At 69.4% G+C, this 14,952-nt stretch carries 11 protein-coding genes; 8 read left to right on the top strand and 3 right to left on the bottom strand.

The genetic code is table 11. The features are described 5' to 3' along the window. Positions 1-17 precede the first annotated feature (17 nt). The 7 genes from ACWCO8_RS03315 to ACWCO8_RS03285 all read left to right on the top strand — a co-directional run bounded on the left by ACWCO8_RS03315 (position 18) and on the right by ACWCO8_RS03285 (position 9,868). Positions 18-950 (top strand): carbohydrate ABC transporter permease, encoded by a 933-nt coding sequence (locus tag ACWCO8_RS03315; protein ID WP_451030672.1) that lies wholly within the window; start codon positions 18-20, stop codon positions 948-950. A 293-nt stretch (positions 951-1,243) separates the two neighbouring features. Beyond that, positions 1,244-2,455: an ROK family transcriptional regulator gene (locus ACWCO8_RS03310; RefSeq protein WP_362014476.1), complete on the top strand. Its 1,212-nt coding sequence runs from the start codon at positions 1,244-1,246 to the stop codon at positions 2,453-2,455. 122 nt (positions 2,456-2,577) lie between these two features. Beyond that, on the top strand, positions 2,578-3,678 hold the full coding sequence (locus tag ACWCO8_RS03305; RefSeq protein WP_362014474.1) for a substrate-binding domain-containing protein: 1,101 nt from the start codon (positions 2,578-2,580) through the stop codon (positions 3,676-3,678). Positions 3,679-3,912: 234 nt separating this feature from the next. Then, entirely contained in the window at positions 3,913-4,719 is an 807-nt protein-coding gene (locus tag ACWCO8_RS03300; RefSeq protein WP_451030671.1) for an ATP-binding cassette domain-containing protein, read from the top strand. Then, positions 4,716-6,071 carry a sugar ABC transporter permease gene (locus tag ACWCO8_RS03295; protein ID WP_451030670.1) on the top strand — a complete coding sequence of 452 codons (1,356 nt, stop codon included), beginning with the start codon at positions 4,716-4,718 and terminating at the stop codon, positions 6,069-6,071. Before ACWCO8_RS03300 ends, ACWCO8_RS03295 begins: the two co-directional genes overlap by 4 nt. A 209-nt stretch (positions 6,072-6,280) precedes the next feature. After that, positions 6,281-8,197 (top strand): 1-deoxy-D-xylulose-5-phosphate synthase, encoded by a 1,917-nt coding sequence (dxs, locus tag ACWCO8_RS03290; RefSeq protein WP_362014471.1) that lies wholly within the window; start codon positions 6,281-6,283, stop codon positions 8,195-8,197. Between the two features lie 192 nt (positions 8,198-8,389). Next, on the top strand, positions 8,390-9,868 hold the full coding sequence (locus ACWCO8_RS03285) for an amino acid permease (protein WP_451030669.1): 1,479 nt from the start codon (positions 8,390-8,392) through the stop codon (positions 9,866-9,868). Between the two features lie 10 nt (positions 9,869-9,878). Here ACWCO8_RS03285 and ACWCO8_RS03280 read toward each other — a convergent pair whose 3' ends face one another. Further along, positions 9,879-10,244 (bottom strand): NTP pyrophosphohydrolase, encoded by a 366-nt coding sequence (locus ACWCO8_RS03280; protein ID WP_362014467.1) that lies wholly within the window; start codon positions 10,242-10,244, stop codon positions 9,879-9,881. 127 nt (positions 10,245-10,371) lie between these two features. Here ACWCO8_RS03280 and ACWCO8_RS03275 point away from each other — a divergent pair, with 127 nt between their 5' ends. After that, on the top strand, positions 10,372-11,475 hold the full coding sequence (locus tag ACWCO8_RS03275) for a hypothetical protein (protein WP_451030668.1): 1,104 nt from the start codon (positions 10,372-10,374) through the stop codon (positions 11,473-11,475). A 76-nt stretch (positions 11,476-11,551) separates the two neighbouring features. Here ACWCO8_RS03275 and ACWCO8_RS03270 read toward each other — a convergent pair whose 3' ends face one another. Beyond that, positions 11,552-13,690 carry a 3-hydroxyacyl-CoA dehydrogenase NAD-binding domain-containing protein gene (locus ACWCO8_RS03270; protein WP_362014464.1) on the bottom strand — a complete coding sequence of 713 codons (2,139 nt, stop codon included), beginning with the start codon at positions 13,688-13,690 and terminating at the stop codon, positions 11,552-11,554. Further along, positions 13,687-14,901, bottom strand: a complete 1,215-nt coding sequence (locus ACWCO8_RS03265) for a thiolase family protein (RefSeq protein WP_362014462.1) — start codon at positions 14,899-14,901, stop codon at positions 13,687-13,689. Before ACWCO8_RS03265 ends, ACWCO8_RS03270 begins: the two co-directional genes overlap by 4 nt. Positions 14,902-14,952: the final 51 nt, after the last annotated feature.

Raw genomic sequence — 14,952 nt, 5'->3', positions numbered from 1 at the left:
GCACGAGGTGACCTCCGGTGAAAGCCATCGACACCCCTCCCGCCGGCGCGGCACTGCCCGAGCCGCCCGAGCCCCACGTCACGAAGGTGAGCGCGCCCTCCGTTCCCCGCAAGGAGAGCAAGAGCGAGGGCGCCACCCTCAACGTCTTCTCGCACGGCATCCTGATCATCTGGGCGATCATGGTGGTCATGCCGCTGCTGTGGGCGGTCATGACCTCGTTCAAGACCGACCGGGCGATCTTCACCTCGCCCTGGGCGCTGCCGGACAAGCTGCACTTCGAGAACTGGTCGCGCGCCTGGACCGAGGCGCACATGAGCGACTACTTCCTGAACACCATCCTGGTGGTCGGCGGCTCGCTGATCGGCACGCTGCTCTTCGGCTCGATGGCGGCCTACGTGCTGGCCCGCTTCGACTTCCCGGGCAACCGCTTCATCTACTTCCTCTTCATCGGCGGGATGAGCTTCCCGATCATCCTGGCGCTCGTACCGCTGTTCTACGTGCTGCAGAACATGGCCCTGCTCAACACGCTGCACGGCCTGATCCTGGTCTACATCGCGTACTCGCTGCCGTTCACGGTCTTCTTCCTCACGGCCTTCTTCCGCACCCTGCCGACCTCGGTGGCGGAAGCGGCCTTCATGGACGGCGCCTCGCACACCCGGACCTTCTTCCAGGTGATGCTGCCGATGGCCAAGCCCGGCCTGATCAGCGTGGGCATCTTCAACTTCCTGGGCCAGTGGAACCAGTACCTGCTGCCCACCGTGCTCAACACCGAGCAGGACAAGAAGGTGCTCTCCCAGGGCCTGGTCCAGCTCGCCGTCAGCCAGGGCTACAAGGGCGACTGGTCCGGCCTCTTCGCCGGCCTGGTGATGGCGATGCTCCCGGTGCTCGCCGCGTACATCATCTTCCAGCGCCAGGTGGTCGCCGGACTGACGGCGGGCGCGGTGAAGTAACCGTCACGGACATCCGCGGCGAAGGGCGGCTCCCGTACAAGGGGGCCGCCCTTCGGCACGTACGGCCCCCCTTCGGGGCTGTCACGAGTCACGGTTTCGTCACGGGGAGTGAGCGAATTCGGGCTCATTCGAGCCTCACCTTGCTCAAGGTCTTGCTCAAGGTCTTGACGGGAGACAAGCCCAAAGGCTCAGCTTAGAGTTCACAAGTTGGAGAACAAGCTGGGGTCTCACAGGCGCGTCCCCGGCCGGGGCGGTGATCACACCGTCCGTCGCAGGCGGGAGTGGATGAGTCGATGGAGACTCCGGGGTCGCAGACATCTCTGCACAGGGCCAACCTCGAGCGGGTGGTCCGTGCGGTCCGCATGGCGGGCTCGCTCACCCAGGCGGAGATCGCCCGGGCGACCGGCCTGTCCGCCGCCACGGTCTCCAACATCGTGCGAGAGCTGAAGGACGGCGGCACCGTCGACGTCACCCCCACCTCCGCGGGCGGCCGTCGGGCGCGCAGCGTCTCGCTCTCCGGCGACGCCGGCATCGTCATCGGCGTCGACTTCGGCCACACCCATCTGCGGGTCGCCGTGGGCAACCTCGCCCACCAGGTGCTCGCCGAGGAGTCCGAGCCGCTGGACGTGGACGCCTCCTCCGCGGAGGGCTTCGACCGGGCGGAACAGCTGGTCATGCGGCTCATCGGGGCCACCGGCATCGGCCGCGACAAGGTCGTCGGCGTCGGCCTCGGCGTACCGGGCCCGATCGACGTCTCCTCCGGCACGCTCGGCTCCACCTCGATCCTTCCGGGCTGGTCCGGCATCAACCCCGCCGACGAGCTCTCGGGCCGGCTCGGCGTGCCCGTGTACGTCGACAACGACGCCAACCTAGGCGCGCTGGGCGAGCTCGTGTGGGGCAGCGGCCGGGGGGTGAAGGACCTGGCCTACATCAAGGTCGCCAGCGGCGTGGGGGCCGGTCTCGTCATCGACGGGCGGGTCTACCGGGGCCCCGGCGGCACGGCGGGCGAGATCGGGCACATCACCCTCGACGAGTCGGGCCCGGTCTGCCGCTGCGGCAACCGCGGCTGCCTGGAGACCTTCACGGCCGCCCGCTACGTCCTGCCCCTGCTCCAGCCCGGCCACGGCCCCGATCTGACGATGGAACGGGTCGTCCAGCTGGCCCGCGAGGGCGACCCGGGCTGCCGGCGCGTCATCGCCGACGTCGGCCGCCACATCGGCAGCGGCGTCGCCAACCTCTGCAACCTGCTCAACCCCAGCCGGGTCGTCCTCGGCGGCGACCTGGCCGAGGCCGGTGAGCTGGTCCTGGCGCCCATCCGCGACTCCGTCTCGCGGTACGCGATCCCCAGCGCCGCCCGGCAGTTGTCGCTCGCTCCAGGGGCGCTCGGCGGCCGCGCGGAGGTGCTCGGCGCACTGGCTCTCGTACTGAGCGAAATGGGCGATTCGACCCTGCTTGAGAGTGCCCTGCCCGGCGCCGCGCAGACCTCCGCGCCTGCCTTCACTTAGATAACGAATGGCACCGTTGCCATCTCGTTAAGGATTTACTTCTTGACGATGTCCCCGCGGCCGAGTTGACTTCCAGCCACCTCGGCCGCAACGTCGCGGCCTCGTCAGGGAGGCAACCCCACATGAACGCATTGACGCGTCGCGTCGTCATAGGCACGGCCGCGGTTTCCATGGCCCTCTCCGTCGCCGCCTGTGGCAAGGCGGGCGACAGCGACTCGGGTAACGGGAGCGGCGGCGACAGCAAGACCATCGGTCTGCTGCTGCCGGAGAACAAGACCACGCGTTACGAGACCTTCGACCGCCCGATCATCGAGGCGAAGATCAAGGCTCTCTGCTCGGACTGCGAGGTCAAGTACAACAACGCCGCGCAGGACACCGAGACGCAGAAGAAGCAGTTCGACGCGCTCGTCACGCAGGGCGTGAAGGTCATCATCCTGGACTCGGTCGACTACAAGGCCACCAAGTCCTGGGTCCAGCAGGCGGAGAAGAAGGGCGTCAAGGTCGTCGCGTACGACCGGCTGGCCGAGGGCCCGATCTCCGCCTACGTCTCCTACGACAACGAGAAGATCGGCCGCCTCCAGGGCGAGGGCCTCGTGAAGGCGCTCGGCGACAAGGCCAAGGACGCCAACGTTGTCATGATCAACGGCTCGCCGACCGACCCGAACGCGCCGCTCTTCAAGAAGGGCGCGCACAGCGTCCTCGACACGGCCGTCAAGAAGGTCGTCTACGAGCAGGACATCCCGGACTGGTCCCCGGACGAGGCCAACAAGAAGATGGGTGCCGCCATCGACTCGCTGGGCAAGGACGGCTTCCAGGGCGTCTACTCGGCCAACGACGGCATGGCCGGCGGCATCATCACCGCCCTCTCCAAGCAGGGCATCAAGGTCCCGGTCGGCGGCCAGGACGCCGAGCTCGCCGGTCTCCAGCGGATCCTGAAGGACGAGCAGGCCTTCACGATCTACAAGCAGATCAAGCCGGAGGCCGAGACCACCGCCGAGATCGCCGTCCGCCTCCTCAAGGGCGAGAAGATCGACGACCTCGTTCCCACCAAGGTCACCAGCCTGACCGGTGAGTTCAAGGACATCCCGGCGAAGCTGTACGACGCCCAGGTCGTCACCAAGACCGACATCGCCGGCACGATCATCAAGGACGGCGTCTACAAGGCGGCCGACATCTGCACCGCCGAGTACAAGGCGGCCTGCGAGGCGGCGGGCATCAAGTAACCCCCGCTGCCGGTACGGCCGTTCGAACGCTCAGAGGACCCGTGGAGGGCCCGCAGGGGATCCGCACAGGACCTGCGGAGCTCCCACCGAGCTCCTCCGAACGGCCTCCCGGTCCGGTCCGGCGCCCCCGCCCCGTTCCACGCCCCGCAAGCGGGGGCGGGGCGCCGGACTCCTCTCACAGCCCCCCTCAGTGCTCTTCGCACCACCATCCCCGCCGGTCAGGCGGCGAAGGAGATGATTCACGTGTCCGCTACGCCCGTGCTGGCGTTGCGCGGAGTCTCCAAGCGGTTCGGCGCCGTCCAGGTGCTCACCGACGTAGAACTGGAGATCCACGCCGGTGAGGTCGTCGCCCTGGTCGGCGACAACGGCGCCGGCAAGTCGACTCTCGTCAAGACGATCTCGGGTGTCCACCCGATCGACGAGGGCGTCATCGAGTGGGACGGCCGCCCCGTCCAGATCACCAAGCCCCACGACGCCCAGAACCTCGGGGTCGCCACCGTCTACCAGGACCTGGCACTCTGCGACAACCTCGATGTCGTCGCCAACCTCTTCCTCGGCAGCGAGCTGAGCTCCGGCTCCGTCCTCGACGAGATCGCCATGGAGAAGCGCGCCAAGGAACTCCTGGACACCCTGTCCATCCGGATTCCGTCGGTCCGCATCCCCGTCGCCGCCCTCTCCGGCGGTCAGCGGCAGGTCGTGGCCATCGCCCGTGCCCTGATCGGCGACCCGAAGATCGTCATCCTGGACGAGCCCACCGCCGCCCTCGGCGTCGAGCAGACCGCACAGGTGCTCGACCTCGTGGAGCGGCTGCGCGAGCGCGGCCACGGAGTCATCCTCATCAGCCACAACATGGCCGACGTCCGCGCCGTCGCGGACAAGGTCGCGGTGCTCCGCCTGGGCCGCAACAACGGTGTCTTCGACGTGAAGGACACCACCCACGAGACGATCATCGCCGCCATCACCGGTGCCACGGACAACGCCGTGACCCGTCGGCAGGCCCGGACGGCCTCGGCCACGGCCACGAAGGAGGACGCGAAGTGAGCGACCTCGCCAAGACCCCCGAGACGCCCGAGACTCCCTCGGCGCCCGAGGCAGCCGACGCGGCCGTGCCGGCCCAGGCCACCGCCACGGAGCCCACCGCGCCCGAGGGCTCCGCCGCCCCGATCCCTGCCGTCGACCCGCGTCTGCTGGTCCGCGAGGAGGGTCTCAAGGGCTACTGGACCGAGTTCAGCCGCAAGATCCGCGGCGGCGAGCTCGGCTCCCTGCCCGTCGTCCTCGGCCTGATCGTCATCGCGATCGTCTTCCAGGTCCAGAACAGCAACTTCCTCTCCGCGAGCTCCGTCGCCAACATCGCGGTCTACTCCTCCGGCCTCGGCATCATGGCCGTCGGCATCGTCTTCGTCCTCATCCTGGGCGAGATCGACCTGTCGATGGGCTCGGTGGCGGGCGTCGGTGCCGCCGTCTGGGCGGTGCTCCAGGTCACCAACGGCGTGAACGACCTGCTCGCCGTCGTCATCGCCGTCGCCTCCGGCCTCCTCATCGGCCTGCTGCACGGCTTCTTCTTCGCCAAGATCGGCGTCCCGGCCTTCGTGGTCACCCTCGCCGGCTTCCTCGGCTGGAGCGGCCTGCAGATCTGGCTGATGGGCAAGGAGGGCTCGATCAACGCGCCCTCCGGCTCGATCGTGGAGAACCTGACGGCGTACTACTTCGAGGACAAGGCCGCCGCGTACGGCCTGGCCCTCGTGGCGGTCCTCGCCTACGCGGGCTCGCTGCTGCTCGACGCCAAGCGCCGCAAGTCCGCCGCCCTGCCGTCCCGGCCGGTCAGCGAGATCGTGCTGCGCACTGCCGTCGTCGCGGTCCTCTGCTTCGTCGTCGCCTACGTCCTGAACGAGCCCGAGGGCGCCCGCGGTCTGCCGCTCGCCCTGGTCCTCTTCCTGGCCGTCCTGGTGATCGCCGACTTCGTCGCCCGCCGCACCCTGTTCGGCCGCAAGGTCTTCGCGGTCGGCGGCAGCGCCGAGGCCGCCCGCCGCGCCGGCATCAACGTCGACCGGATCCGGATCATCGTCTTCGGCCTCTCCGGCATGCTCGCCGCCTTCGGCGGTCTCTTCGTGGCCAGCCTCTCGGGCGGCGCCACCAAGAGCCTCGGCAGTGGCAACACCCTGATGCTGGTCATCGCGGCGGCCGTCATCGGCGGCACCAGCCTCTTCGGCGGCCGCGGCAAGGTCTGGTCGGCACTCCTGGGCATGATCGTGATCCAGTCGATCCAGCAGGGCCTGAACATGATCGGCATGGCCAACGAGATCCAGTACATGATCACCGGCGCGGTGCTCCTCGCCGCCGTCGTGATCGACTCGGTCTCGCGCCGTACGCAGAAGACCGCGGGCCGCGCATAGCCTCGTCCGTGGGCAAGCCCACAGTGTCCGGCGCCGGAGAACCGGTGCCGGGCACTGCTGCGTCTGGCCCTGTGTACCGCCCGTACGCTCAGCGGTGTGTCGGCCACACGTGTGACGCGCACCCCGCCGCCCGCGACCCAAGGTCGGGGGCGGAACATTAGACTCGACAAATCGGCAAGCTCGACCAGCTCAATGGCAAGGAGGCACGGGTGGCATTGCTGACCCGTATCAGGGGACCGCGCGATCTGGACCGGCTCTCCCCGGAACAGCTGGAACAGCTGGCCGAAGAGATCAGGACGTTTCTCGTGGACGCCGTCTCCAAGACCGGCGGTCACCTGGGGCCCAACCTCGGCGTGGTCGAACTGACCATCGCCCTGCACCGCGTCTTCGACTCCCCGAAGGACAAGGTCCTCTTCGACACCGGCCACCAGAGCTACGTCCACAAGCTCCTCACCGGCCGCCAGGACTTCTCGAAGCTGAAGATGAAGGGCGGCCTCTCCGGCTACCCCTCGCAGGCCGAGTCCGAGCACGACATCATCGAGAACTCGCACGCCTCCACGGTCCTCGGCTGGGCCGACGGCCTGGCCAAGGCCAACGAGGTCCTGAAGAAGGACGACCACGTCGTCGCCGTCATCGGCGACGGAGCCCTCACGGGCGGCATGGCCTGGGAGGCGCTGAACAACATCGCCGCCGCCAAGGACCGCCCGCTGGTCATCGTCGTCAACGACAACGAGCGCTCCTACGCGCCGACGATCGGCGGCCTCGCCAACCACCTGGCCACGCTCCGTACCACCGACGGCTACGAGCGCTTCCTCGCCCGCGGCAAGGACATCCTGGAGCGCACCCCCGTCGTCGGGAAGCCGCTCTACGAGACCCTGCACGGCGCCAAGAAGGGCCTGAAGGACTTCATCGCCCCGCAGGGCATGTTCGAGGACCTGGGCCTGAAGTACGTCGGCCCCATCGACGGCCACGACATCGAGGCCCTGGAGTCCGCCCTGACGCGCGCCAAGCGCTTCGGCGGCCCGGTGATCGTCCACTGCCTCACCGAGAAGGGCCGCGGCTACCAGCCGGCCCTCCAGGACGAGGCCGACCGCTTCCACGCCGTCGGCAAGATCCACCCCGACACCGGTCTGCCGATCGCCTCCTCCGGCGCCGACTGGACCGGCGTCTTCGCCCAGGAGATGGTCGAGCTCGGCAAGGAGCGCGAGGACATCGTCGCGATCACCGCGGCCATGCTCCAGCCCGTCGGCCTCGACAAGTTCGCCAAGGCCTTCCCCGAGCGGGTGTACGACGTCGGCATCGCCGAGCAGCACGGCGCGGTCTCCGCGGCCGGCCTCGCCACCGGTGGCCTCCACCCCGTCTTCGCGGTCTACGCGACGTTCCTGAACCGCGCCTTCGACCAGGTCCTCATGGACGTGGCCCTGCACAAGTGCGGCGTCACGTTCGTCCTGGACCGGGCCGGTGTCACCGGCACCGACGGCGCCTCCCACAACGGCATGTGGGACATGTCGATCCTCCAGGTCGTCCCCGGCCTGCGGCTCGCCGCCCCGCGCGACGCCGACCAGGTCCGCGCCCAGCTGCGCGAGGCCGTCGAGGTCACCGATGCCCCGACCGTCGTCCGCTTCTCCAAGGGCGCCGTCGGCCCCGCCGTACCGGCCCTGCGCCGCATCGGCGGCATGGACGTCCTCCGCGAGCCCGGCACGGACCGGCCGGACGTGCTCCTGGTCTCCGTCGGCGCGCTCGCGCCGATGTGCCTGGACATCGCCGACCTGCTCGACAAGCAGGGCATCTCCACGACCGTCGTCGACCCCCGCTGGGTCAAGCCGGTCGACGAGGCCCTCGCGCCCCTCGCCGACCAGCACCGGGTCGTCGTCACCGTCGAGGACAACAGCCGCGTCGGCGGCGTCGGCTCGGCCGTGGCGCAGGCGCTGCGCGACGCCGGCGTGGACGTACCGCTGCGCGACTTCGGCATCCCGCCGCGCTTCCTGGACCACGCCTCGCGCGCCGAGGTGATGGCCGAGATCGGTCTGACCGCCCCGGACATCGCCCGTCAGGTCACCGGCCTGGTCTCGCGTCTGGACGGCCTCACCGAGGACAGCAAGACCGTGGAGCCCGCGCGCGACTGACCGGAGGTCACACCGCGTCACCATTGGGCCGGTCGGAGCACCCCACGGGGTGACCGACCGGCCCATTCGTGTGAATCGTGTTCGCTCGACGGGCGCCACCTCTTTCGTGTCTCGATCATGGGGTTCTGGGACCGACGGCACGGAGGTACGACGGTGAGTACGGACCAGCAACCACCACAGGCGCGTTCCGGGATGTTCCGGACGAAAACGGTCGAACAGTCGATCCGTGACACGGAGGAACCGGAGCACGCGCTCCGGAAGTCCCTCTCCGCCTGGGACCTCACGGTCTTCGGCGTCGGCGTGATCATCGGCACCGGCATCTTCGTTCTCACCGGCAAGGTGGCCAAGGAGAACGCGGGGCCTGCCACCGCGCTCGCCTTCGTCGCCGCCGGCATCGTGTGCGCGCTCGCGGCGCTCTGCTACGCCGAGTTCGCCTCCACCGTCCCGGTGGCCGGATCGGCGTACACCTTCGCGTACGCCTCGATCGGCGAACTGCCGGCCTGGATCATCGGCTGGGACCTCGTCCTGGAGTTCGCGCTCGGCACGGCCGTGGTCGCCGTCGGCTGGTCCGGCTACGTCCGCTCGCTGATGGACAACGTCGACTGGCATCTACCAGCGGCGCTCGAAGGCCCGGACGCTCCAGGCGGGACGTTCGACATCCTCGCCTTCCTGCTGGTCCTGGTCCTCACGGTGATCCTGGTCCTCGGCATGAAGCTCTCCGCCCGGATCACCGCGCTCGTCGTGGCCATCAAGGTCACCGTCGTCATGATCGTGATCGTCGCCGGTCTGTTCTTCATCGTCGGCGACAACTACGACCCGTTCATTCCCCCCGCGATCACCCCGGAGGGCGGCGGCTCCGCCTGGGACGCCCCGCTGGTCCAGACGATCTTCGGATACGAGCCGACCAACTTCGGCGTCATGGGCATCTTCACCGCCGCCTCCGTCGTCTTCTTCGCCTTCATCGGCTTCGACGTGGTCGCCACCGCCGCCGAGGAGACCAAGCTCCCGCAGCGCGACATGCCCCGCGGCATCCTGGGCTCGCTGCTGATCTGCACCGTGCTGTACGTCGCCGTGGCGCTCGTCGTGACCGGCATGCAGCACTACAGCGAACTCTCCGTGAGCGCCCCGCTCGCCGACGCCTTCAAGGCCGTCGGGCACCCGTTCTACGCCGGTGTGATCAGCTTCGGTGCCGCGGTCGGCCTCACCACCGTCTGCCTCATCCTGCTGCTCGGCCAGACCCGGGTGTTCTTCGCGATGAGCCGCGACGGGCTGCTGCCCCGCTTCTTCTCCATCACCCACCCGCGCTTCCGGACGCCGTACCGGCCGACCATCCTGCTCGGCGTGATCATCGCGATCGTGGCCGGCTTCACCAGCATCAACGAGCTCGCGACGCTGGTGAACATCGGAACGCTCTTCGCCTTCGTCGTCGTGGCCGCCGGTGTGATCGTGCTCCGCCGCACCCGCCCCGACCTGCACCGCTCCTTCCGCACGCCGTGGGTGCCGGCGCTCCCGATCATCTCGATCGCCGCGTCGGTGTGGCTGATGCTGAACCTGCCCGGCGAGACCTGGTTCCGCTTCGCCGTCTGGATGGTGATCGGCGTCGTCGTCTACTTCCTGTACGGCCGCTCCCACAGCCGCCTGGGCAAGCAGGGCCAGAACGCGCAGTACTAGCCGTACGGAGCTACTGGAGGACCGCACGCGGGCCCACGCACCGGGCCCCGTGCTCGTCCACCCGCCGCCGCAGTTCACGGTCGGCCGTGACCACCAGGCACGGCCGACCGGCCGCGTTCCGGGCCAGCTCCACGATGAGGTCGTCGCCGCTGCCGGGCGCCTCCTCGACCCGTACGCCCGGCACGGACTCCACGCCCCGGGCCCGGCCCTCCACGACAAGCACGATCTCGAAGGGGCCGCCCTCGGGCCCGCCCCCGGCCGCGAGCCGGTCGCGCAGCCGCTCGGCGGCCCCACGACGGTCCCGCCACCACCCGTCGGGCACCGAGCCCACCACGTTGGCGCCGTCGACGATCAGCAGAGGCAGCTCCTGGTCCATGCGCACAGGATCTCAGCCCCCACCGGGGGAGTCGGGACCACTGGGCACCCACTAAAGTCGACGAACAGCAGTCCGAGCGGACCTGCACCTTTCCACCGCTGATCTGTCGACCGGAGCGCCGCACCCCATGGCATATCGATCCGATGACCCGACCCGCCGTCTCCAGGGGCCGTTCACCGTCCCGACCCTGCGCGGGAGCTGGCTCACCCGCGGCGTGGAGGGCCGCTTCAGCGCCTACCTGATGAGCGACGGCGAGGTACTGCGCTGGACCGAGGGCACCGACGGCCGCTGGAGCGGCCCGGTCTCCCTCGGCGGCGGCGGGACGCTCCGGCCGATCCTGTCGATCGGGCAGGGCGAGAACCGGTACGTCCACATGGTCGCGCTGCGCCCGGTGCCCGACACCGAGGACCATGTCGAGCTGGTGCACTCGACCCAGTTCCAGACGGGCCGTCCGGCGGTGGAGTGGCGCTCGATCCAGCACTCCAACGGCAAGAGCTACCCGTGGACCGGCAACCCGGCCGTCGCGGTGGACCCCCGGGGGCGCGCGTACATCTTCACCAAGAACGGTGGCGGCGGGCTGAGCGTACGGGCCCAGAAGGACGGGGGCGGCTGGCACCCGTGGTGGGACCTGTGGGGCAACCGCTCCGACCCGTCGCCGGTCGCGGTCACCAACGGCGACGGTTTCGTCGAGCTGTACTCGGCGAAGCCGGAGGGCCTGCTCCGCTACGAGCAGCAGGAGTCCGGCGGCAAGCCGGTCCGGCACGACGTGGTGCCCGTGCCCGCGCCGGTGACCTTCGGGACCCTGGCCGCGGTGACCGGCCCCTCGGGCCACGCCACGCTCTACTACCTCGACGAGGAGCAGCGCGTCTGCGCCTGGTCCCCGGGACGCTCGCTGGAGCCGACGCCCTTCCTGGACGCGGTGGGGACGGGCCCGCTCGCGGCGACCCCGTGCGTGGTCGACGGCGTCGAGTGCACCGCGCTCGCGCAGCAGTCCGCCGACGGGCGGCTCGCCCTGGTGGCCTTCCCCGCCGAGGAGGAGACCGCCGTCACCAAGTGGACCGAGACCGGCGAGCCCCACGGCCCGCTGACCACGACCCTCGCGCAGGCCCTGGACGGCGGTCTGGTGGCCCTGACGGCGGCGGACGGGCCCAAGGGACCCCTGCTGCTCACCATGCGTCAGAAGACCGCGGCAGACGGCTTCCAGCTCGGCGCCTGGCAGTCGCTGGTCTGACCCGGACGACGAGAACGCGGAACGGCCCCGGCACCTTTCTGGTGCCGGGGCCGTTCGCTTGGCCTGGGAACTGCCGTTACGCCGGGACGCTCGCGACGCCCTGCGCGAGGAACGGCTTGCCGTTCACCCGCTGGGAGACGCCCTCACGGTCCAGGTACGGCGTGATGCCGCCCAGGTGGAAGGGCCAGCCCGCGCCCGTGATCAGGCAGAGGTCGATGTCCTGCGCCTCGGCGACGACACCCTCCTCCAGCATCAGGCCGATCTCCTGCGCCACCGCGTCCAGGACGCGCGCCCGGACCTGCTCCTCCGTCAGGACGACGTCGCCCTGCTTGAGGAGAGCGGCGACCTCGGGGTCCAGCTCCGGCTTGAAGTTGTTCTCGGCGGAGTAGACGTAGAAGCCCCGCTTGCCGGCCTTGACCACGGCAGCCAGGTTCGGGGAGACGGTGAAGCGCTCCGGGAAGGCGCGGTTCAGGGTCTCGGAGACGTGCAGACCGATCGCCGGGCCGACGAGCTCCAGGAGCACCAGCGGGGACATCGGCAGACCGAGCGGCTCGATGGCCTTCTCGGCCGTCTCGACCGAGGTGCCCTCGTCGATGACGTTCTGGATCTCGCCCATGAAGCGGGTCAGGATGCGGTTCACGACGAACGCCGGGGCGTCCTTGGTGAGGACCGCGGTCTTCTTCAGCTTCTTCGCGACACCGAAGGCGGTGGCGAGCGAGGCGTCGTCCGTCTTCTCGCCGCGGACGATCTCCAGGAGCGGGAGGATCGCGACCGGGTTGAAGAAGTGGAAGCCGACCACGCGCTCCGGGTGCTGGAGCTTGGAGGCCATCTCCGAGACCGACAGCGAGGAGGTGTTGGTGGCGAGGATCGCGTGCGCCGGGGCGACCGCCTCGACCTCCGCGAACACCTTCTGCTTGACGGACATCTCCTCGAACACGGCCTCGATGATGAAGTCCGCGTCCGCGAAGCCCTCGGCCTTGTCCAGGACACCGGAGACCAGGCCCTTCAGGCGGTTGGCCTTGTCCTGGTTGATGCGGCCCTTGCCGAGCAGCTTCTCGATCTCGCCGTGGACGTAGCCCACGCCCTTGTCGACGCGCTCCTGGTCGATGTCGGTCAGGACGACCGGCACCTCGAGGCGGCGCAGGAAGAGCAGGGCGAGCTGCGAGGCCATCAGACCGGCGCCGACGACACCGACCTTGGTGACCGGGCGGGCCAGCGACTTGTCCGGGGCACCGGCAGGGCGCTTGGCGCGCTTCTGCACCAGGTTGAAGGCGTAGATGCCGGAGCGGAGCTCGCCACCCATGATCAGGTCGGCGAGCGCCTTGTCCTCGGCGTCGAAACCGGCCTGGAGGTCGCCGTCCTTGGAGGCGGCGATGATGTCCAGCGCGCGGTACGCGGCCGGGGCCGCGCCGTGCACCTTGGAGTCGGCGATGAACCGGCCCTTGGCGACGGCCTGGTCCCAGCCCTCACCGCGGTCGATCTCCGGACGCTCCACCGTGACCGTGCCGTTGAGGACGGAGGCGGTCCAGATGAGCGACTGCTCCAGGAAGTCCGCGCCCTCGAAGATCGCGTCGGCGATGCCGAGCTCGAAGACCTGCTTGCCCTTGAGCTGACGGTTCTGGTTCAGCGAGTTCTCGATGATGACCGTGACGGCCTTCTCCGCGCCGATCAGGTTCGGCAGGATCGTGCAGCCGCCCCAGCCGGGAACGAGACCGAGGAAGACCTCGGGCAGCGAGAAGGCCGGCAGGGCCTTGGAGACGGTGCGGTAGGTGCAGTGCAGACCGACCTCGACACCGCCGCCCATCGCGGCACCGTTGTAGTACGCGAAGGTCGGCACGGCCAGCGCGGAGAGCCGCTTGAAGACGTCGTGACCGCCCTTGCCGATGGCGAGCGCGTCGGAGTGCTGCTTGAGCAGCTCGACGCCCTTGAGGTCGGCGCCGACGGCGAAGATGAACGGCTTACCGGTAACACCGACACCGACGATGGAACCCTCGGCGGCTTCCTTCTCGACCTGATCGATGGCGAGATTGAGATTCGCCAGGGACTGCGGCCCGAAGGTGGTCGGCTTGGTGTGGTCGAAGCCGTTGTCCAGCGTGATCAGCGCGAACCGGCCGGCGTTCGCCGGGAGTTCGAAGTGCCGTACGTGGGCGCTGGTGACGACCTCGTCCGGGAACAGCTCGGCCGCACCCTTCAGAAGCTCGGCGGTGGTGCTCACTTGCCCTCCCAGTGGGGGTTTTCCCAGATGACAGTGGCGCCCATGCCGAAGCCGACGCACATGGTGTTGAGGCCGTAGCGGACCTGCGGGTTCTCCTCGAACTGGCGGGCCAGCTGCGTCATCAGGCGGACGCCGGAGGAGGCGAGGGGGTGACCGTAGGCGATCGCGCCGCCGTACTGGTTGACGCGGGCGTCGTCGTCGGCGATGCCGTAGTGCTCCAGGAAGGCGAGGACCTGGACGGCGAAGGCCTCGTTGATCTCGAAGAGGTCGATGTCCTCGATGGACAGACCGGCCTGCGCGAGCGCCTTCTCGGTGGCCGGGATCGGCCCGTAGCCCATGACCTCGGGCTCGACGCCGGCGAAGGCGTACGAGACGAGGCGCATCTTCACCGGGAGGTTGTTCTCGCGGGCGAAGTCCTCGGAGGCGATGATCGAGGCGGTGGCGCCGTCGTTGAGACCGGCCGCGTTACCGGCGGTGACGTTGCCGTGGACGCGGAACGGCGTCTTCAGGTTCGCCAGCGACTCCAGGGTCGTACCCGGGCGCATCGGCTCGTCGGCGGTGACCAGGCCCCAGCCGGTCTCGCCGGCCTCGGCGTTGGTGCGGCGCACGGAGATCGGCACCAGGTCCTGCTGGATCTTGCCGTCGGCGTACGCCTTGGCGGCCTTCTCCTGCGAGCGCACGGCGTACTCGTCGGCACGCTGCTTGGTGATGCTCGGGTAGCGGTCGTGCAGGTTCTCGGCGGTCATGCCCATGAACAGGGCGGACTCGTCGACGAGCTTCTCGCTCACGAACCGCGGGTTCGGGTCGACGCCCTCGCCCATGGGGTGACGGCCCATGTGCTCGACACCGCCGGCGATGACGGCGTCGTACGCCCCGAAGGCGATGGAGCCGGCGACGCTCGTGACGGCGGTGAGGGCACCGGCGCACATGCGGTCGATGGAGTAGCCCGGGACGGACTGCGGCAGCCCGGCGAGGATGCCGGCGGTGCGGCCGAGGGTCAGACCCTGGTCACCGATCTGCGTGGTCGCCGCGATGGCGACCTCGTCGATCTTCGCGGGGTCGAGGCCGGGGTTGCGGCGCAGCAGCTCCCGGATGGCCTTCACGACGAGATCGTCGGCGCGGGTCTCGTGGTAGATGCCCTTCGGGCCCGCCTTGCCGAACGGGGTGCGGACGCCGTCGACGAAGACGACGTCCCTGACGGTACGAGGCACGATGGCTCTCCTCCAGGGTGCGGGATGGCACTGCTGCGGCACGCCGCTAAG

Source organism: Streptomyces sp. NPDC001927, from assembly GCF_053594455.1.
The sequence above is the reverse complement of the archived record's forward strand: the minus strand, read 5'-3'. Positions and strand labels throughout refer to the sequence as shown.